This is a genomic window from Paludisphaera borealis, from assembly GCF_001956985.1.
Taxonomy (GTDB): Bacteria; Planctomycetota; Planctomycetia; order Isosphaerales; family Isosphaeraceae; genus Paludisphaera; species Paludisphaera borealis.
The window spans coordinates 601,628-621,273 of the sequence record NZ_CP019082.1; the positions used below are offsets into that span (position 1 = coordinate 601,628).

Consider the following 19,646-nt stretch of genomic DNA (forward strand, 5'->3'; position numbering starts at 1 on the left):
AACACCTCTAAGGAAGGGGAGTCAGATCCAGAGCCAGGGAGCCAGCTTCAACGCCACGGCCCGGACCAGGGCCTTCCGATCCTGGTACGGCTTGTTGTCCCAGCCTCGATATCCCTCGATCCGAGGGACGCGCCGGAACCGAGGCGTGATTTTCAGGACGCTCGAACGCTCGTCCATCAGGTGGCGGAACTTCTCCTCCGCGCATTGACCATCTTCCCGGGTCGCCTCCGAGAGCCTGTGGCAGCAGTCCTTGATCACGCCCTGGTAGCCTTTTATGTTCCAGGCCAAGAGATACAGATCACACCACAAGATCGGGCGATTGCGATAGTTGCAATAGACGTCGAATTCGCTCGGCCGGTTCTGAACCAACTGTTCCATGTTGCGGATGATGTAGCGGCCGGTGCATTTCCAGACGACCAGGTCGTCGGTCGGCTGCAAGAACCGCGCGTGCTTCATCGCATGGTCGACGAGCTTGAACTCGCCGAAGCCTCGACCGTAGTTCGGCGGAAAGTCGAGCCCCTGGAACGAGACGAACTCGACCCGGCCGCCGGCGCCCGCCTCTTCCGCGACGTTCTCGAGCGGCCTCAGATCGGCCCCCGAATTTTCGCAGAAGACGATCGAATCGAAGCTCCGTGCCAGCAATCCCATGTAGAAGCGCAAAGCCCGTTCGTAGTCCTTCAGCCGCATCGCCGGGTCGGTGCGGGTCATCGACTTGATCCCGGTGAGCGGGATGATCGTCGCGCTCAGCAGCAGCACGTTCCGGGGCATCGCGTGTCATCCTCTCGAACCGTTTTCGATCCGTAATATGCTGAATTGCTGACGTTCGATGATTTGCAAGTGAAGACGTTCGCGCCCCCTCCCCGTATGCTTTGGATATGGTACTGGACTCTCCCACGTCCTTTCAATACGCCTTGCGGGCTTCGGCTGGGACGTCGGCTCACGGCATCTCGAGAATCGCCAGATCGCCGCTTTCGAGCATCACGGTCGTCCGGCCGTCCTTCCACGAAACGTTCCGGCCGCCGACCAGTTCGCGAGACGTTCCGGATACGGGCTTGTCGAGCGTGATCGTCTCTGATCGTTTTTCGGGGCCGTCGTTGAAGACGGTCAGGTAGCGAGGGCCGAGGTCGCCGTACCGCTCGACGTGGACGTGGTCGTCGCTCGACCGCGCCAGGGTGATCGGCTCCCAGCCGGCCTCGGCGATGGTTTTGCAGAGCGGCAGGTACTTGCGAAACAGCGGGCGGTCGCGGTCGTAGAGTTCGGGACGCGTGAAGTAGGCGCCGTCGGCCGCGTTGGGGCTGAAGAATCCTGGGAACATGCCGTATGCGACGGCCCGCTTCATGTACTTCTCAACCTTGTCGGCGCCGAACCGGTCGAAATCGGTGTTCATCAGGAAGCAGAACGGCTTCCCCTTGCACAGGGCGCGGCGGTACAGCAGGTCGGCGTCGGACATCGGCCGCCACGCGCCTTGCGGGTTCCAGTCGGTCTCGGTCCCCATCACGTCGAGCATTGGGGCGAGCCACCAGAGCCGGTCGGGCGTCGCGTTGGCCATCATGAGCTTGTCCGCGGCGTGGACGTCGCGTGCGATCCCGCGCGCGTATTCGAACGCGATCGTCCCGCGGAAGACGGCGGGCCGGCGGTCGTCGATCGAGTAGACCAGCGGCGCTTCGGAGGTCGCGAAGTGGCTGCGGCGGAAGTCGAGTTCGTCGGTCACGTAGCCTTCGCTCGAATCGATGTACTCGCCGTCGAGGTCCCCCTTGCGGTTCGGTCCGTAGAATCGCTCGCGGACCCGGGGGTTCCATTTGACCTGGAAGTCGTTGAGGTCGCCCGCGACGCCGGGCGCCGAGTTCATGCTCCACACGACCCCCTTGTTCCAGGGCGCTTCGATGAGCCGGCCGACGTACTGGCCGTCGCGGTCGTGATAGACGCTCGAGAGCCAGGCGCGGGCCTCAGCCTTGCCGGTCGCGGCGAGCCGCTCGGCCTCGGCCTTGGCGGCGTCGATCGTCCGGGGCATCTTCGGCGGCATCGGCATCCACCAGGTCATCGGCTCGGTGTAGCGGAACGTAATGATCCCGTGCGCGTCGTCCCAGGCGGTCTCGTCGGCGCCCTCCTTGAACCGGAAGCCGAAATCCTCCCAGCCCGGAATCGTGCTGATCTTGCTGAACGGCATCCAGAGCCCTTGCTTGGGGACGCGGCGGACGAAGGCTGCGGGGAACCGCCGATAATAAGCGTCGAGGGCTGCGCGGAAGCCCCACGCGGGATCGAAGCCGAACCGACGGAAGTGGAGCGAGGCGCGATTCTTTTCGGGGGTCAACGCGACGTCGAAGGCGAGGAACAGCTCGCCGGTCCCCGCGTTGTAGCCGATCCGAGAGAAGGCGGGGCGATCGGGATCGAGGCCCAGGGCGAACCCCTGGCCGTCACGGGTCACGGCGCCCAGCGGGTAGAGCGACATCCGGCCGTTCGCGCCGGCGTGGAACGTCTTGGCCTGCATGTACTCGGTCCCCGGCGTCGCGGGCGACGACCGCCGCAGGTCGTCGAGCCATCGGGCGCCGTCGGCCGGGACGGGGATCGTGTAAAGCAACGTCACCGCCCGGTCGCGGCCGGTCGCGTCGCTGAGCGTAACGTCGAAGACCTCGCCCCCCTGCTCCTTCGTCCGCTTGACTTCGAGCCCGAGACCCAGCGCCTGCTTGTCGATGTGGACGAAGTCGCCGGCCGCCGCGACGTCGCGAACCAGGAAGCCGTCGCGCGACGGCCCGCGCGGGACGACGGGCTCGCCGTCGAACACGACGCCCGACGAGCCGGTGTCAAGGACGGTCAGCTTGGGATCGCGGAACGTCGCCTTGCCGGCGTGGCCGCGAAACAAGAGGCTGACCGTCAGCTCCTTGACGGGCCGCTCAGGGACGAAGACCACCCGCGCCTCCTGGTCGCCGTGCGAGCCCGTCTTGAACGGGGTCGACTGCCCCCAAACCTGCGAGCCGTCGTCATAGACGAGGTCGAGATAGAGCGCGTAATCGGGGTCGGGCGTTCCCGAGACCCCCTCGGCCGCGCTCCAGGCCGAGGCGACGATCGGCGCGGGGCGCTTCTGGTTGAGCACGACGTGCTGCGAGAGCCCGCGCCGGGCGTGGGCATCGCCACCGTTGTCGCAGACGAACCGAGCGCCTTCGACCTGAAAGCCCAGGTCCCAGGGTCGCCAGGCCTTGGGGTCGAGCACGTTCCGGCCGCCGTCGGCTGGTTTGACGACCGCCTTGGCGACCGCGCCGTCGAGTTCCACAGCGTCGGCGCGCTGGCTGATCGGGAACAAGGCGGCGGACAAGACGACGAAGACGCGCAGCGCGAAGGCCGCGGCGTTTCGTCTGCGTTGGCGGGCGTCAGGAATTTTCACGGCAAGGGGCTCCGGAGGAAACGAGTCGGGTGCTCGTCTACCATCCTGATCCGATCCGTGATCGGCGGCAACCCGTGGTTGGGCGAGGACGATCCGTGAGAGCGGGCGGGCCTTCCCCCCTTGCTTGGGAAGGCCCGCCGCGGAGGGCGGGATCGAGAATGTGGGCGGGTCTCCCCCCCTTTGCATGGGGAGACACGCCGCGAAAGGAGTTTCGGGAGGGGTGGGCGGGCCTTCCCCCCTTGCATTGGGAAGGCCCGCCCGCGAGGCGGGGGAATCAATACCGGCCGACCAGCTCCGGCTCCCGTTCGAGGGCCGTCGAGGCCCGCTCGTGGATCGGCAGGAGGCGTTCGGTTCGGCGGTGGTCGCGCGAGGCCTGTTGGACCGGACTGTTGGGATGGAACGAGCTTTGCTTGGTCAGGAAATCGGCGTTAAGCCGAAGCCAGCGAAGAACCTCGCCGGCTTGATCACCGACCAGCCGGAGGTCGCTGCGGCCGCCGGTCTGGGTCGCGAAACCCAACCGAAGCACCACGCCTTCAGGCCCCGGGCCGTCGACGACCGCGTAAGCCAGCAGGTCGGGATTGATCAACGTGTCGCCGACGGACAGGAATTTCTTGCTCATGTCGGATCTCGTCTCGCTTTGCGTGATCGGGTGTTCTTGTATCCGACCGCTCGCGGAAATCTCACGCGGCGATCTTCGATGAAAGGAACGTGTCGTCGTTTCGGGCGAACCGTCGAGGATCGTGGACCGCTCTCGACCCCCGTTCGCTCGCGGTTGCGGCTCCCGCGTCGTCCGCCGAGCCGGGAAGGCCGCGTCAACAGCAGCAACAACAACATCGCCCTGATCGAATGAACATGCCGAGACTCCTGGGGCCGCCGTGGCCCGCTTGAATTCCGTCCGCTTTCAAGCACCGACGACGACTGTGATGACAGAACAATACCTGGACCCGGCGGGCAAGTCAAGATTTTGTCGATAGAATTAGTATGAATTGATTGTGGAGCCCGACGCTGGTGGTTGCGCGGCTGCTTTTTTGACTTGGGCGATTAGGCAGGATGGCGCGATAAAATCGTCGGATGCGAAACTGTGTGGGGTTATGCGGATGACGGGGTCTTTACGGGGTCTTGGCGATTCGGGAAGAATAGATGGCATGGAGAACCAGGAATCCCGATGCAAAGGAGTGTGTTCTCGGTGGCTGGATGGGCTTCGGCGCCGACGCCTGGTCCAGTGGGCTGGAGAGGAGAGGGCATGAGCGTCTCAGAGGTGGTCGTCCGTCCCGCGTTTGACGATGTCGTCCTTCAGCGGCGGATCATGCGGCTGCGACAGGCTGACAACGTCACCAATTTGCTGTACCTCGCCCGCGAGTACGCCTGCCTGATCGTGGCGATCGGAACGACGGTGGCGTTCGCGGAATCGCGGGCGGCGTGGGGGTTGTCGTGGTTGTGGAACATTCCCATCTTCGCGGCGGCGATCGTCGTGGTGGGGGCGTTGCAGCATCGGCTGGCCGGGCTGGGTCATGAGTCGTCGCATTACACGTTCCTCAAGAACCGGTTCCTCAACGACCTGATCCCCGACCTGTTCTGCATGTTCCCGCTCATGACGTCGGTGCACTTCTACCGCGTCTTCCACATGGCCCATCACCAGTACACCAACGACCCCGAGCGCGATCCCGACCTGCTGAACCTGGGCCGTGGCAAGCGGGCGTTCGAGTTCCCGATGAGCCGCAGCCGGTTCATCGCGGTGGTCTACTTCTGCATGTTCGTCGCGCCGTTGCGGTTCGCGGAGTACCAGTTCGCGTACATGACCGTGAACACGCTGGGCAAGGGCAAAAGCATCTACCGACGCCGCGACGGCGCCGACCACGGCCGGTTCGAGATCTACATCCCGAGGCTGGCGACGGCTTTAGGGGTGCTTTACGTCGTCGGGCTGAACATTCTGTTCGGCTGGATGCGGACGACCCACCAGCCGGGCTGGATCGTGCCGGCGGGCCTACTGGCGGGAACCCTCGCCACACTGATCCTTCGGGCGCTGCCGGACTGGGCCGTCTTCCAGTCGCCGTTCCGCCAGGTTTATTCGACCCGGTTCTCGGGCGCGGCGAGGCTCTGGTTCTTCACGGTCGCCTTCATCGTGCTGTCGCTCTTGCGATACCAGACCGACGGACGGTCGGCGATGTACGTGATCTTGCTCTGGTTCGTGCCGATGCTGACGACGTTCCCGTTCTTCATGCTGCTCCGCGACGTCTACCAGCACTCGAACGCCGACACCGGGCGGCTGACGAACTCGCGGGTCTTCTTCGCCGACCCGTTCACGCGGTGGGCGGTGTTCGTCTACGGGCAGGATATGCACATCCCCCACCACCTGTTCCCGGCCATCCCGCACTACCGGCTCGCCGAGCTGCACGAGCTGCTCAAGGAGACCCACGACGCCTACGGCGCGCAGGTCGTGGAATGCCACGGCACGTTCGTCGGCGACGACGCCCACCCGACGATCCTCGACGAGATGACCAAACCGAGAGCCCCATTCGGCCGTGGCGAGCCCGTGACGTCCTGAATCAACCTGAGCCGGTCCGACTGACAAGCGGGCCGGCTCGTCGGTTAGAGTGGACGATCATGTTCAAACGAAGCTTGATGGTCCTCATTGCTTTCGTCGCTTGCGTCGTCTTGGCGATGACGTACCCGGTGCGGAGCATCTCCACCTGGATCGATCCCGTCTCCGGGTCCGTGAAGTTCGAGACTTCCTGGTTGTTCATCCCGACAAGGACCAGGATCGAGACCTCGGAGCTTGAGCGCTGGATCGTCGCGCACGAAGGATGCCACAATCCCCAATGGCACTTCCTGAATGAGAATTACCGGCTGATCTCCGGCCGGTTCGCGGGATGTGGAGTCGGCCGAACGCCGAAGATCTTTCCCATTCATGCGGGCGATTCCAATACGCGTTTCGTCCACGTCGCGACGGATGCCGAGATCGTTGAGTTCGTGCGCGCCATGAGGAGCGGTACGCCTGACGAACAGGAGCGCGCCGTCGATGAGGCGGGGAAGATCCTCGAAAGAGGCTACGGAAGCCCGACCGCGGCCCCCGCCGGCCCGTCCTGACGAACGGGCCGGCTCGTCGGTTAGAATGGATAATCATGCGACCTCGAACCCGGGCTTGCCTCATCGCAATTCCAGTTTGCACCATCCTGGCGTTTGTGCTGCCTGTACGGAGCGACCACGACTGGATCGATCCCGTCAGCGGTTCGATGAAGTTCCGGACCTCCTTGTTGTTCATCCCAGTAAAGACCAGGATCGAGCAGTCGGAACTCGAGCGCTGGATCGTAGCGCATGAAGGGGCCCACGTTTCTCAGTGGCGCTCTCTCAGCGATGTTGCATCGACGATCAGCGGCCAGGTGATCGCACGCGGATGCAACTTGTCGCCGGCGATCCATCAATTCCACGTGCGCGACCTCAATACGCGCTTCGTTCGCAACGCCACGGATGCGGAGATCGCGGAATTCGTCCGTGTCATGAGACATGGGACGCGCGACGAACAGGCGCAAGCCGTCGATGAGGCGTCGAAGATCCTCGACAGACGCGACTGAGTCCCGAGGGCGACGGCGACGGCGACGACCGATCGGTCGACTTGCTCGACGTCCTCAGGACCGGGATTCTTGCGGCCGAAGCGACGTCGTTTCCGGCGGCCTTCGCAGGTGGTTGACGACGTCTTCGAGCGAGCCCAGGCTCATGGGGAAGTGGGGCCGGTTGACGGCCTGACGGGCCAGGCCGGCGCGGACTTTCCGACGCTCTTGAAGGTGGCGGATTTCGCGGACGGCGTCGATCTTTCCCAGGAAGAAGGGGAGGAACCGTAATCGGAGCATCCGCCAGCCGCCCTGGGCGACGAGCAGGCCGAGGTGCGGCACGAGGGCCGTCGCCAGCTTGCCGGCCGGCAGGTTCGACCAGAAGACCAGCTCGGCGTTGCGTGCGATCCGCCGTTGAAGGCCGGGGCGGCGGTGGTCGTAGGTCGCGGAGATCTCGTGCAAGATCCGGCAGTGCGGCGTGAACAGCACGCGGTAGCCGGCCCACCGGAGCCGGAAGCCGAGATCGACGTCTTCGTAGTACGAGACCAGCGACGGGTCGAAGCCGCCGCCGACGCGCTGGAGGGCCTCGGCCCGGTAGAACGAGCTGGACCCGCTGGCTCCGAAGACTTCTTCCACGGGCCGTGCCGACCAGCGCTCGACGGGCTGGCCGTGGCCGCGCTTGGTGGGCCAGCCGGCCAGGCTGTAGGAATCGCCGGCCGAGTCGACGCGGTTCGGCGTCGACCGCACGAGCACCAGCGGCGTCACCGCGCCGACCGTCGGGTCGCGAAACGGTTCGAGGCCCGCCTCGATCCAGCCGGACGTCACCTCGGTGTCGTCGTTGAGCACCTGGATGAACCGCCCGCGCGCCGCCGCGATGCCAGTGTTGGCGGCCACGCAGAAGCCACGGTTGGGGTCGAGACGGACCACCCGGACCTGGGGATAGGCGCGGGCGAGCCAGTCGTGCGTGCCGTCGATCGAGCCGTTGTCGACGACCACGACTTCGCAAGGCAGCGCGGGATCGCACGGCAGGTGTCGGTAGATGCTGGCGAGGCACGTTTCGAGCAGCGCACGGCCGTTGTAGGTGGGGATCACCACCGAGCAGAGGGGCCGATCGTCGTGGTCGACGTCGAGGAAAGGCCCGGCCGGCGTCACGCTTCCGGCTTTTTCGCCGTTCGAGAGAGATTCCACGATGTTTTTCCCCACGCGACGTGCTGGAGGGTCATGAACAGAATCTGGAAGTCGAGCAAGAACGACCAGCGGTTGATGTAGTCGAGGTCGTACTGGATTCGCTTGCGGAGCGAGGTCCGCCCGCGCCAGCCATGCACCTGGGCCCAGCCGGTCATGCCGCTGGGGACCGCGTGGCGGAGGTTGTAGTCGGGCATCTCGTGGGAGAACTGGTCGACGAAGACCGGGCGCTCGGGGCGCGGCCCGACCAGGCTCATCTCGCCCTTGAGGACGTTGAAAAGCTGGGGAAGCTCGTCGACGTTCGTGCTCCGGAGCCAGTCGCCGATGCGGGTGCAGCGAGTGTCGTGGTCCGAGGCCCAGATCGGCCCGGTCACATCCTCGGCGTCGCTCTTCATGCTCCGGAACTTGATGATCCGGAACCGCCGTCCCCCCTGCCCCACGCGTTCCTGGGTGTAGAAGATCGGCCTCCCGGATTGCAGCAGGATGGCGACCGCGACGATCAGGAACAGGGGCGCGAGCAGGGTCAGGATCATCACGGAGACGACGATGTCGGCGATCCGCTTGGCCAGCCTTGCCCCATCCGAGCGAGCCCATTTACGCAGTCGGACGATCGGCCATGACCAGTCGCCGAACGGGGAACGGCGCTCCGGGGTCTCGCCGTCGAGGTCGAGGCCGGACAGATCGAGGCCGCCCGACGCTGCCGAGATCCAGTGGACGCGGACCCGCGAGTTGGTGAGCTTGGCAAGCCGGGGCCGGAGATGCTTCTTCGGCTTTCTGGAGAGGGCGACCACGACGTGCGTGGCCCGGGCCTGGTCGACCAGCTCGTCGACGCGGTTGATGTTGCCGAGCACGGGGAGCGGGCTGGTCCGCTGGTTGACGGCGAGGTGCCGGCTGCGGAACCGCGGGCTCGACTTGTGGTCGTGGCCGGTGTCGATGAAGCCGATGATCGGGACCGGACCGGCGTCCATGTCGCGGAGCAGCCTCCGCGCGTCGCGACGTGCGCCGACGAGGACGATCCGCTTTCGCGACGCTCCCGCGACGGCTTCCGATCGTTTTCGTCCCACGATCTCCAGGGAATCATTCATGAGGCGCCACCGATCCATCGGCTGAGCTGCAAGAGACCGCCATCCCGGCGTCGGTCGTCCGATTGGCCTTTGCGGATCTCCGTCGTTCCCCGTACCATCCTTGGCATGCAGTGCCCCGAGCGGTTTTGGTTCAAGCTTTTCCATCGGTCCATCCGACGGAATTGTCCAGTGAATCCGAAAAACCGTCGGATTGCGTAAGCCCGAGAGCCTTGTCTGTCGAGGTCGATTTCGTGGACGCATCCTCCCGCCGATCGCCGACTTCCGGCCGACCGGAACCGAAGTTGACGGTGATCGTCGTCAACTACGACGGCTGGCCCGACGTGCTCAGCCTGGTCTCCAGGCTTGAGGATGAGCCCGAATTCCTTTCGGGCGCGTGCCAGGTCGTGGTCGTCGATAATGCGTCCCTCGGCCCGCTTCCGGAGTCGCCCGCGCTTCATCGGCCGGGACTCCAGCTCGTGCTTCGGCCCGATAATGGCGGATTCGGCGTCGGTGTCAACGCGGGTTGGCGACAGTCGCGCGGTCGCTGGCTGCTTTTGCTCAATCCCGACGTCGACGTCGAGCCCGGGACGCTCGGCCGGATCTTCGATCGCATCGACGCGCTCGACGCCCTTCCCGGCGACCCGCCCGGCGTCGTCGGCTTCGGCCTTCGCAACTCGGACGGCAGCTCCCAGGGCTCGGTCGGCGTCTTTCCGAGCCTGGCGCGGACCGTCTTCGAGCAGTTCCTCCCCAGGAGTCGGCGCAAGTATCAGGTGGACGGGCGAATCCGCTTCGGACCGGTCGACTGGGTGACGGGCGCCTGCATGCTCGTGAACACTCGGATGATGACCGAGCTGGGGGGCTTCGACGAGGACTTTTTCCTCTACCACGAAGAGGTTGCCCTCTGCCGGACGGCCCGCGACCGGGGCTGGCGAATCGAGTACGATCCGACCGTCAGCGTGATTCACCGACATCCCTTGCAGAATCGGCCGGTTTCGCCCAAGATGCGGGTCGTCATCCGGCATAGCAAGCTGCTCTATTTTCGGAAGCACACGCCACGGTGGCAGTTTCTCGCCCTGGCGTGGGTGGTCGCTCTGGAAGCGGCGGCCAAGGGGGCCTGGGCGGCTCTTAGGGGGCGGCCGGTGGAGCGCCGGGCCTGGCGCACGATCGGCCATATCGCCCAGCGACTTCGCCGAGGACGTGGCCCGCGCGGTCGCCGCGTCCTCGCCCTGGCGGAGGAAGCGGAGCGTGGCCCGAGCGAGCCTGCCAGGGTGCCCGAACCGAGCAGAAGGCTCGCCCGGAACGCCGCCAGCCGGCCGGCGGGGGGCGGCGTCTTGCGACGAGAAAGCCGGGCGTCGGCGTCCCGTGATCGGGCCTGACGCCGGGTGAGGAAACGGGCAAGGATTCGCCCGTTATGGATCGAACGGCGAAAGGACGGAACCGCTTTTGACCACCTCGCAACACGCAACACGGATTGCGCTGCTGACGGCCTTCGCCGCCGCCCTCCTGGGATGGTTGGCCGCCCACACCGAGGTCATGTACGCCGACGGCCTGCGGTACGTCGCCGGGGCCCAGGCGGTCGAGCGCGGCGACTGGAAGGCGACGATCGCCCGCGCCGTCGATCATCCGGTCTATCCACTCGCGGTCGCCGCCGCCCATCGCCTGCTCGGAGGAGGCGATCGGCCGCAGGACTGGCAGACCGCCGCGCAGGTGGTTTCGGTCGGGGCCGGCGTCCTGCTGGTGGTCCCGCTCTACCTTGTGGCCCTCGAACTGTATGGCCCGGCCGTCGCCTGGCTCGCCTGCCTGCTGACTTACATGGTCCCGATCACCGGCCATGTGCTGGCCGACGTTCTGTCCGAGGGCGTCTTCTTGCTCTTCTGGACCTGGGGATGCTGGTTCGCGTTGCGGTTCTTCCGCCGTGGGGGCATGGCCTGGCTGCTGGCGACGCTCGGCGCGGCGGGCCTGGCCTACATGACCCGTCCCGAGGGCCTGCTCTTGCCCGCGGCCCTCGCCGCGACGCTCGGCCTGATGGTCGTCCGGCCCTCGATTCGGTTCGCCCGGCCGGTCTGGCTGCGGGCGACGGCCCTGATCGTCGTCGGCCCGCTGGTGCTTCTTGGGCCGTACATCGCGCTCAAGGGTGGGATCGGCACCAAGCCAGCCGTCGCCCGGCTGTTCGGCCTGGCACCGAAGTCGACGGCGATGGCGATCGAGCGTGAACGGCCGCTCGACCCCGACCAGTCGGCCGCCAAGGCGTTCGCGACCGCCTGCCGGGGGATGTTCCGAGCCGTCCAGGGAGCCGCCACCACGCCGTTGCTGGCGCTCGCGGTCCTCGGCCTCTTCTTGCGATCGCCCGGCCGCGATTCCGGCCAGGCGCGCGACCGGCTGTTCGTGGGGATCGTCTGCGTCGCCTGGACCTTGGCCCTCGTCCGCCTGTACGCGACGGGAGGCTACTGCACGCCTCGGCACGCCTTGATTCTGGCCCTGCCCGTGGTCGCCGCCGCCGCCAGCGCGCTCGTCCGGCTCTCGGAGCTGACCGCGCGCCGGTTCGCGGCCGACGCGACCGAGGGACGACGGCGGTTCGTCCAGGCGACGGTTTGCGCGGCGTGTCTGCTGGTCGGCGGTTCGCTCTGGGGCAAGGCGACGCTGGCCCCGGTGAACGAGAGCTACGCCGGCTATCGCCAGGCCGGGGAGTGGCTGTCGGCCCACACGGCTCCGGGGGCGAAGGTGCTCGACCTCAAGGGCTGGGCGTTGTTCTATGGTCAGCGTCCCGGCTATTCGTTCGGCGATCTCGGCCAGGCGCCGGGCGACGCCGGCCTTGGCTGGGTCGTCGCGCACGACGCTTTCCTGGTCGGCCCCTGGTCGTACTGCCAGACGGTTCGCGACCTCGTCGGCGGCCGGACCCCGGTCCGTTCGTTTCCCGAAACGCGGCGCAAAGGGGTGTCGCAAGTTCACGTCTTCGAGCTTTCGCCCGATATGGCCCGGTCCGAACCCACCGACTCGACGACGAGACATTGAAACATAAGGGAGTGCCGACATGGACGTCGCAGCGCCTGAACGAGAGCCCGTGCTCGAACCCGACGCGATCGGCCCGGCGCGGCACGCCTGGCGGATCGTCCTGCTCATGGCCGTCGCGGCCCTGTTTCTGAGCTGGACGCTCCGTCATTCCGAGGCCCAGATTCGCGACGGCCTGCGGTCGATCCAGCTCGCGCAGCGGATCGACGAAGGCGCGTGGCGCGACGGACTCGTCGGGGGGATGGACCATCCGTTGCATCCGCTGGGGATCGTCGCGATGCACCGGCTGATCGGCGGCGAAGGCCCCGAGTGGTGGCAGCGCGCGGCCGTCGCGCTCGGCTACGCGGCGATCGTCCTGCTCGTGATCCCGCTCTACCTCCTGACCCGCGACCTCTTCGGCGACCGCGCCGCGTGGCTGGGCTGCGTCCTGTTCATCGTCAACCCGGTGGTCGGATCGGTCGTCGTCAACGTGCTCAGCGAGTCGACGTTCTTGTTGTTCTGGACCTGGGGCCTGTGGGCGGCCGTGCGGTTCCTGCGCGAGGGGCGGTTCTTCTGGCTGCCGTTGGCCCTCGGTTTCGGCGTGCTCGCCTACCTGGGCCGTCCTGAAGGGCTGCTCTTGCCGGCGAGCGTGGTGGCGACGCTGGCGCTCTTGCCGATGCATCCGGTGACGCGGATCAACTGGCCGCGATGGTGGCGCGCGATCGCGTTTCTGGCCGTCGGCTCTCTGCTGCTCGCGGGTCCGTACATGGCCGCGAAGGGGACGTTCGCCACTCGTCCGGGCCTGGCGCGCGTGCTGGGTCTCGAAGCCCATTCGTCGCCGGTCGCCCTGGAGCGTGAAGCGCCGCTGCCGGCCGGTCAGACGCCGTTCGAGACGTATCGGCTGGCGAGTGTTCAGATGTTCGAATCCGTGAACGCCAACGTCCCGCTCGCGGTCCTGGCGCTGGCGGTCCTGGGCCTGGCGACGGCCCGGTCGGGCGCCGCCCCGGCGCGGACGTGGCTGTTCCTCGGCGTCTTGCTGGCGACGTCCGCGATGGCCCTGGTCCGGCTCCACGCCACGGCCGGTTACTGCTCGCCGCGCAACGCTCTGGTGCCGGGGATGATCCTGACGTTGATCGCGGCCCACGGGCTGTCGTGGGTGATGAAGCATGTGTCGTTCAACGGTCGTCTGGTCGGCCTGCCTGGCGAGCGACTGCAACCGGGGCCCGCGGTATGGGCCGGCGCGATGGCTCTCGGAATCGTGTTCCCCCGATTTCACGAGCCCCTCGTGAGCACGCCCGGGCCGTTCAACGTCTACTGGGACGCCGGGCTCTGGCTGGCGAACGCGTCGAAGGACGACGCCCAGGTTCTCGACCTCACCGACTGGTCGCTCTACTTCAGCCAGCGCAAGGGGTCATCGTTCGCGCAGATCCACGAAGCCGCCGTCGATCCGAACATCCGGTGGGTCGTCGCGCTCAAGTCGCAGGCCGAAGGAGCGTCGACCTACGCGCCGGCTCTCCGCGAGCTGATCGGCGACCGGCCCCCCGTCGTCGTCGTTCCCGCCTCACCTCAGCCGGGGCAAGTGCAGGTCCAGATCTTCGAACGCGTGGCCGCCCCTCAGATCGCCCGGGGCGAGACCTCGGGGACGCGGCGCTGAGCCGCCGCGCTCGCTCCGAACGTCGTCGCGCCAGACCAGGGCGAGAGCGGCGAGCGTGGCGACCTCGACGGCCGCCGCCGCGATCAGGGTCGGCGAGCCGAGCCACCAAGGCTGCAACCACGACAGCCGAGCGAAGGCGACGGTCCATGAGGCGTAGCCGGTGTAGGCCGGGACCATCTGGCCGAACAACCCGATGAATTCGGCCGCGAGCGACGCGGCGACGAGGGCCAGCGGCAAGGCCGGTCGGAGCCGGTCGCCGAGCGGCCACCGCAGGCCGCCGACGATCACCAGGGTCAGGAACCAGGGCAACGCCGGGCTGGCGTACCAGGGGCCCGTGGACGACGCGCCCCAGGCCAGTTTCGACTGGACCATGTGGTACGCGAGGGCCGCCGTATACGACGCGACCAGCACCGCGCAGGCCGGCGCCGCGCCGGGGTTGGCGAACAGTCGGCCTCCGCCTCGCCGCCGACCGGCGACCCACACGAGCCCTCCCCAGGCCCAGCCGAACAGGCCGATCGCGACGACGTCGCGGTACGCGCCGACCGCCCGGGGATGGGAGTGGAGGAAGCTCCACCCGCCCGCGAAGAACATCCGGCGATCCCAGAGCTGCGTGATCGTCTTGCTCCAGGGGATGCTCGCCGCCGTCTTCAAAAGGTCGGCCGGGCCGAGGCCTCGGCGATGGTTGACGGCGGCTTCCTGCATCGCGCTCAGCGAGCCGTAGTGTTCGAGGTTGAACCGGATCTCCGATTGCATGACCGCGACGAAGCCCAGCGCCAAGGCGACCCCGGCGATCAATGACCGCTTCAGGTCGGCCTTCGCTCGGATCGCCAGCATCAACACGCAGAAGCCGGCGAAGGGGACGAGCGCGAAGTTGGTCGCCTTCGCCAGCACGGCCATCCCGGTGAGGACGCCCGTCGCCAGCCAGGCCATCGTAAGCCGGCTGCGCCGCAGGTTCGCGGCGGTCGACGACAGCGAAAGCCCGAGCCAGACGGTGAGCGTGGCCAGGAATACGCCGAGGGCGTCGTTCGCGACCCGGACGCCGTTGAGCAGGAACAGCGGGTGAGTCGCGAGCGCCAGGCCGATCAGGGCCGCGTCGCGGCGTCGCAAGAGTTGGCGTCGCAGGCAGGCGACGGCCAGCCCGACGGCTCCCGCCGTCAGCAGCAGGTTGATGAGCCTCATCCCGGCGATCGACGACCGCAACGACCCGACCCCGCCGAGCGCCGAGAACGCCGGCTGGAGCACGCGATAGCTCAACGGCCCGTGCTGAGCCTGATAGAGCGAGACCGGCAGGTCGCGGAAGTTCGGCGCCGCGTGCGCCTGGTGCAACGCCCAGAACGAGCCGTAGCCGACGGCCCCGACGCCGCCGAGCAGGTCGCGCACGGCCGCTTCGGGATGGGGGAACTTCACGGCCTCGGCCAGAAGGGCCGGCGAAACCACCGATTGGCCGGCGACCGGAGCGCGGCCGGCGTCGCGGAGGTGCTGGACGTAGGCGACGTGCTGGTACTCGTCCCAGCCTTCGAAGGGGGGCAAGACGCACATCAGCACGACGCCCCGGACCACGACGAGGGCGAACAAGAGGACGCCGAACCGGCGCCTGAACCGGGACCGGGAAGTTCGAGCTTCGACGCCGCCGGCGAGGTCGGCCCTGATCGTCGTTTGCGGCACGTTCTTTCTCTCGTTGGGAAAGACGCGCAGGCGCGGATCGCGACCATCGGGCGGCGACGTCCCGCGGCGATTCGGTCCGAGCGCGTCGAGACGAACCCGCCTCGTGGCAACGGGTTTATCGATTGCGCGGTCGGGCTCGGTCCACGCAAAGCCGAGGCGTTGCGCGCGTAGTGGATGGGCCAGCCGGCGCAATCGTCGCGGCCGTCAAGCTCGGGGCGTGAGGGGGGACGCGAAGAACATGTTCACCACGGAGGACAGGGGGCGGCCTTTGGCCGCAACCAAAGAGGAAGAGATGATCGAGGGAGCATCAGCCTGGCCCGCCCATCGGAAGAAGATTTCACCACGGAGGACAGGAGGGGCATGGAGGAGAGAGGGCGAAGAAGGTTCGGGCTTCTCCTCTGCGGCCCTCGTCTCCTCCGTGACCCTCCGAGTCCTCCGTGGTGAGTCGTTCCGGCGTCCAAGGTTTGGGCGGCCCCAATGAGCGAGCGGCCGGGAGTTGTCAGGTTCGCTCAGGACTTGAGCTTCGCCAGGGCCGCGGCGCGGTTTTCGACGATGTCGAGAACCTTGTGCAAGTTCATCGTCCGGAAAATGTCCATGATGTAGGGCGAGACGCCGTAGATCACGGTCTGCCCCTTGCGGCGATCGATCCGCCGCTTGATCGTGACCAGGAAGCCGATCTCGGAGCTGGCGAGGTAATTGACGTCGGTCAGGTCGATGGCGAACCGGCCGTCCTCGCGCGACTCGAGGAGCTTATATAGCCAGTCGCGCTGGCTGAGCTGCCAGTCGTAATTCTCTTCTTCGGTGGGCTCGAAGTTGATGATCATGACGTCGCTCACCTCGCTGGTCGTGAAGTTCAGCATGCGAAGTCCCTCCAGGACCCCAGGTGAGTGAATCGGCCAAATAATCACGGCGTCTCGCCACGACGTCGGAGCAAGACTGGCCTTATATGTCGAATGTATTGGGTGGGCCAGAACCGGCCCCGTGGAGTCTCCGGATGGATTCTAACGGACTCTTCATTTGAATCAAGAAAGATTGATTTTGATTCGCCGAGCGCGCGGAGCGACCGTCCTCGATCGAGATCGGGACGGCCGGCGCTCAACGACCTTGGGGAATCGCTCGGCGGAGGTTGCCGTCGCCGAGCGCTTCATGTCCTGTTCGCCGCGTTGACGTTAATGCGATCGCGCGAATGAGAGCCCTGGATCGCCGGCGCCGCCGCCTCCGGCCAAGGTGAACGTGAAGTGGTCGTCGTCTTTCCAGGAGAGCCTGCCGACCATCGGCGGCTGGGGATCGGCGCCCGTCTGGGCGAGGGTCAGCAGGCCGTTGCCGTTGGTCCGCACGCCCTGGAACTGTCGCGACTTGCCGTGGTCCGTCACCTTCCAGGTGAACTTGCCCGCTTCGCTCAGATCGAGGGTGATCGTCGTGTCGGGCGTGGGTTCGGCGGTCCACGTCCCTTCGATGTTCCCCTCCTTGACCGCGACGTCCGGCAACGCTTCGACCACCGGGACGCCGAGTCCCGGCCGGGCGTTCCTCGGCGCGGGCGGGTTCTCGTTCGCGGCGGCGGGCGCGGCCTGGCCGCCGAGCGCCTCGCGCTTCGACTTTTCGAGCTGCTGGAGCAACTGGGCCGAAATCTTGTCGCGGGGCTGAAGCTGCGTCGCCGCCCGAAGCTGACCGAGGGCCGCCTCGCCGTGCCCCTGGGTCATGTAGTGGTACGCGAGCAAGAAATGCCCGGGCGCCGAATCGGGATTGTCGGTCACGTAGGCTTCCAGCGCGCGGAGCTGGGTCGTGTACGTCTCGGGCTGCTCATAGAGTCCGATCAAGGTCGCCCAGTCCCATCCAGGGCCGATCGAAAGCACCGGGTAGAGGGCCGCCGCGGCCTCGGGGTAACGCTTCAGGGCGAACAGCGTCAGGGCGCGGAATTCATGCAGCGCCGGATCGTTGGGAAGCTGCCGAAGCGCCTGGTCATCGAAATCGAGGGCCGCCGTGTACAGACCTTGCTTGAAGGCTTCACGCCCCTTGTCGAAGAGTCCCACGGCCTGATCCGCGACCGATGCATCGGGCGCGGCGGCCGTGGGATTGATCGGCTGCGCGTAGTCGTACACACCGGGCTGCGAAACGACGACGTAATAGGGGTTGTAGTAGTTCGAGTACCCCCAGTCGTAGAGCATCGGCCCGTACAGCCACGACGACATGCCGAGGCCGCCGTAACCCCAGCCGCCGTAGCCCCAGCCGCCGTAGCCACCCCAACCGCCGTAGCCGCCCCAGCCCCAGCCGCCAAGTCCCCAGCCGAGTCCGTATCCCAGGCCCCAGCCGAGTCCGCTGCCGAATCCCCAACCAAACCCAGGAAAACCGAAGCCTCCCCAACCCCACCCCAGACCGCCGCCTCCCCAACCCCATCCGCGACGGCCCCAGCCGCCGCCACCCCATCCACCGCCACCCCAACCGCCACCGCCCCAACCGCCGCCACCCCAGTTGCGGCCACCACCCCAGTTGCCGTGGAAGCCGGCGTAGTTGTTGCGCCATCCCATGCCCTGGCCGCCGAAGTTGTTGACGTTGACGTTGCGGTTGAAGCTCGTCTGGTTGAAGTTCCCCCGGTTCACGCCGCCGCCGGTACGACCACCCATGCCAGGACCGCCGCCGGTACGACCGCCCAAGCCAGGGCCGCCGCCGGGACGACCGCCGACGCTGGCCATCGAGCCGCCACCCCGGTTGCCCCAGTTGATCGATCCCCCATTATTCATCCCCGGACGACCGCCCAGGCTCGGGCCGCCCATGCCGGGGCGGCCGGCGCCGGCCATGGAGCCGCGATTGCCGAAGTTGATCCCCCCCTGGCTGTTCATGCCGGGTCGGCCCGCGTTGCCGAAGCCGCCGCTGCCCATGCCGGGGCGGCCGGCGCCGGCCATGGTGCCGCGATTGCCGAAGTTGATCCCCCCCTGGCTGTTCATGCCGGGCCGGCCCGCGTTGCCGAAGCCGCCACCCATGCTCGGCCCTCTCATCCCCCCGTTGAAGCCGCCAGGCATTCCACCGCGCATTCCTCCGCCCACCATTCCGCCGGGCATTCCCCCTCGGAACCCGCCGGGCATTCCACCTCGGAACCCGCCGCCCATTCCGCCGGGCATCCCACCTCGGAACCCGCCGGGCATTCCGCCTCGAAATCCGCCGCCCATGCCGCCGGGCATTCCACCTCGGAATCCGCCGCCGCCCATTCCGCCTCGAAATCCGCCGCCCATGCCGCCGCCACCGCGCATTCCACCACCACCGCCGCCGCGTCCGCCGCCACCGCCGCCACGGGCCAGAACAGGAGCCGTCGATGCGAGAGCGAAAAGCATCGCCAACCCGGTCGACGCCAGGAGTACCATTCGCCGTCCCATGACCCGCCCCCTTTCTCATCCCGTCGCGCTACGTACTGTCGGCACCCTAATTCTATGCCCGACGAGGCGCGAGTGTTCATCGTTCGGGCTGGTTTTCTCAAAAGACCACGAAACATATACCGGCGCATTCCGAATCCAACGATTCGATGGGCATCCGAGTGGACGCCCAGCCGTCGCGCGGTGGGAGTGGTCGTGCTCGTCGCCAGCCTCACCGTCGTCGTCACGATCGGTATGCGCGGAGGCCTGAGCGTCTGAGCCTCGCAGTTCGCTTGACCGACCTCGGGGTTTTCGTACGATATCAATAGAGACTGAACGACTTGTTCTGGGAGATTCGCTTGGTCGCGTCCGCTCGTCGGCTCCGCTCCTGGCTCTTGCTGACCGCCTGCACGGCTGCCGTGGGAGTGCTCTGGACGGAGCCCGAGGCTCGGGCGTGTTCTGAATCGCCTTCCGCGGCCCGGAAGGCCGGTTCGTGCTGCAAGTCGGCGGCCGACGCGGCATGCTGCTGCCTCGGTTCTGAGGATCGGCAGCCGACCCCAGTTCAGCATCCCGACGCTTTGAAGTCGGCTTGCTCGACGGCGGGTCTCACCGGTCCGTCCTCCTGCATCTGCGTCGGGGACGAATCGAGCCCGGCCGATCGGTCGTCGCGGCCCTCGGGCTCGACGTCCGACTCGCGATCGTTGGGCGACGTCGCCGGCACGGCGATCCTTGAAGCCGACGTTTCCTCACGGTCCTTCGCCGCACTTCGAACAACGCCGTTCGATCCGCCCGGACCGCACATCCTGCTGCGCACTTCAC

The 19,646-nt window shown here is 67.1% G+C and carries 15 protein-coding genes; 6 read left to right on the plus strand and 9 right to left on the minus strand.

Features of this window, described 5'->3' with window-relative positions; translation table 11 throughout:
- Positions 1 to 21: 21 nt before the first annotated feature.
- The 3 genes from BSF38_RS02340 to BSF38_RS02350 form a co-directional block, all read right to left on the minus strand.
- The gene (locus tag BSF38_RS02340; RefSeq protein ID WP_076343277.1) at positions 22 to 768 is read right to left on the minus strand and encodes a hypothetical protein; all 747 of its coding nucleotides are present in this window, start codon (positions 766 to 768) and stop codon (positions 22 to 24) included.
- Between the two features lie 169 nt (positions 769 to 937).
- Positions 938 to 3,379 carry a hypothetical protein gene (locus tag BSF38_RS02345; RefSeq protein ID WP_076343278.1) on the minus strand — a complete coding sequence of 814 codons (2,442 nt, stop codon included), beginning with the start codon at positions 3,377 to 3,379 and terminating at the stop codon, positions 938 to 940.
- Positions 3,380 to 3,653: 274 nt separating this feature from the next.
- Positions 3,654 to 3,998 (minus strand): hypothetical protein, encoded by a 345-nt coding sequence (locus BSF38_RS02350; protein WP_076343279.1) that lies wholly within the window; start codon positions 3,996 to 3,998, stop codon positions 3,654 to 3,656.
- A gap of 624 nt (positions 3,999 to 4,622) precedes the next feature.
- Here BSF38_RS02350 and BSF38_RS02360 point away from each other — a divergent pair.
- From BSF38_RS02360 to BSF38_RS02370, 3 genes are read left to right on the plus strand one after another with little or no spacing between them, the layout of a single operon-like run.
- On the plus strand, positions 4,623 to 5,924 hold the full coding sequence (locus BSF38_RS02360; RefSeq protein ID WP_076343281.1) for a fatty acid desaturase family protein: 1,302 nt from the start codon (positions 4,623 to 4,625) through the stop codon (positions 5,922 to 5,924).
- Positions 5,925 to 5,983: 59 nt separating this feature from the next.
- The gene (locus BSF38_RS02365; protein WP_076343282.1) at positions 5,984 to 6,466 is read left to right on the plus strand and encodes a hypothetical protein; all 483 of its coding nucleotides are present in this window, start codon (positions 5,984 to 5,986) and stop codon (positions 6,464 to 6,466) included.
- A gap of 35 nt (positions 6,467 to 6,501) precedes the next feature.
- A complete protein-coding gene (locus tag BSF38_RS02370; RefSeq protein ID WP_145951936.1) occupies positions 6,502 to 6,951 on the plus strand; it encodes a hypothetical protein in 450 nt (149 codons plus the stop codon).
- A 54-nt stretch (positions 6,952 to 7,005) separates the two neighbouring features.
- Here BSF38_RS02370 and BSF38_RS02375 read toward each other — a convergent pair whose 3' ends face one another.
- The gene (locus BSF38_RS02375) at positions 7,006 to 8,115 is read right to left on the minus strand and encodes a glycosyltransferase family 2 protein (RefSeq protein ID WP_237170710.1); all 1,110 of its coding nucleotides are present in this window, start codon (positions 8,113 to 8,115) and stop codon (positions 7,006 to 7,008) included.
- Positions 8,076 to 9,197, minus strand: a complete 1,122-nt coding sequence (locus tag BSF38_RS02380; protein WP_076343285.1) for a sugar transferase — start codon at positions 9,195 to 9,197, stop codon at positions 8,076 to 8,078. The genes BSF38_RS02375 and BSF38_RS02380 overlap by 40 nt, the downstream gene beginning before the upstream one ends.
- 287 nt (positions 9,198 to 9,484) lie before the next feature.
- Here BSF38_RS02380 and BSF38_RS02385 point away from each other — a divergent pair, with 287 nt between their 5' ends.
- From BSF38_RS02385 to BSF38_RS02395, 3 genes are all read left to right on the plus strand, one after another.
- Positions 9,485 to 10,552, plus strand: a complete 1,068-nt coding sequence (locus BSF38_RS02385; protein ID WP_237170891.1) for a glycosyltransferase family 2 protein — start codon at positions 9,485 to 9,487, stop codon at positions 10,550 to 10,552.
- 67 nt (positions 10,553 to 10,619) lie between these two features.
- Entirely contained in the window at positions 10,620 to 12,188 is a 1,569-nt protein-coding gene (locus BSF38_RS02390) for a glycosyltransferase family 39 protein (RefSeq protein WP_083712642.1), read from the plus strand.
- 19 nt (positions 12,189 to 12,207) lie between these two features.
- Positions 12,208 to 13,818, plus strand: coding sequence for a glycosyltransferase family 39 protein (locus tag BSF38_RS02395; RefSeq protein ID WP_076343287.1), 1,611 nt, complete (start codon positions 12,208 to 12,210; stop codon positions 13,816 to 13,818).
- Here BSF38_RS02395 and BSF38_RS02400 read toward each other — a convergent pair.
- From BSF38_RS02400 to BSF38_RS31160, 4 genes are all read right to left on the minus strand, one after another.
- A complete protein-coding gene (locus BSF38_RS02400) occupies positions 13,726 to 15,483 on the minus strand; it encodes a glycosyltransferase family 39 protein (protein ID WP_076343288.1) in 1,758 nt (585 codons plus the stop codon). The two genes, BSF38_RS02395 and BSF38_RS02400, sit on opposite strands and share 93 nt — an antisense overlap.
- Positions 15,484 to 15,992: 509 nt before the next feature.
- Positions 15,993 to 16,343, minus strand: coding sequence for an STAS domain-containing protein (locus BSF38_RS02405; RefSeq protein ID WP_076343289.1), 351 nt, complete (start codon positions 16,341 to 16,343; stop codon positions 15,993 to 15,995).
- A gap of 309 nt (positions 16,344 to 16,652) precedes the next feature.
- Positions 16,653 to 18,851: a tetratricopeptide repeat protein gene (locus BSF38_RS31610; protein WP_210405668.1), complete on the minus strand. Its 2,199-nt coding sequence runs from the start codon at positions 18,849 to 18,851 to the stop codon at positions 16,653 to 16,655.
- A 538-nt stretch (positions 18,852 to 19,389) separates the two neighbouring features.
- A complete protein-coding gene (locus BSF38_RS31160) occupies positions 19,390 to 19,548 on the minus strand; it encodes a hypothetical protein (RefSeq protein ID WP_168189291.1) in 159 nt (52 codons plus the stop codon).
- Between the last annotated feature and the right edge of the window lie 98 nt (positions 19,549 to 19,646).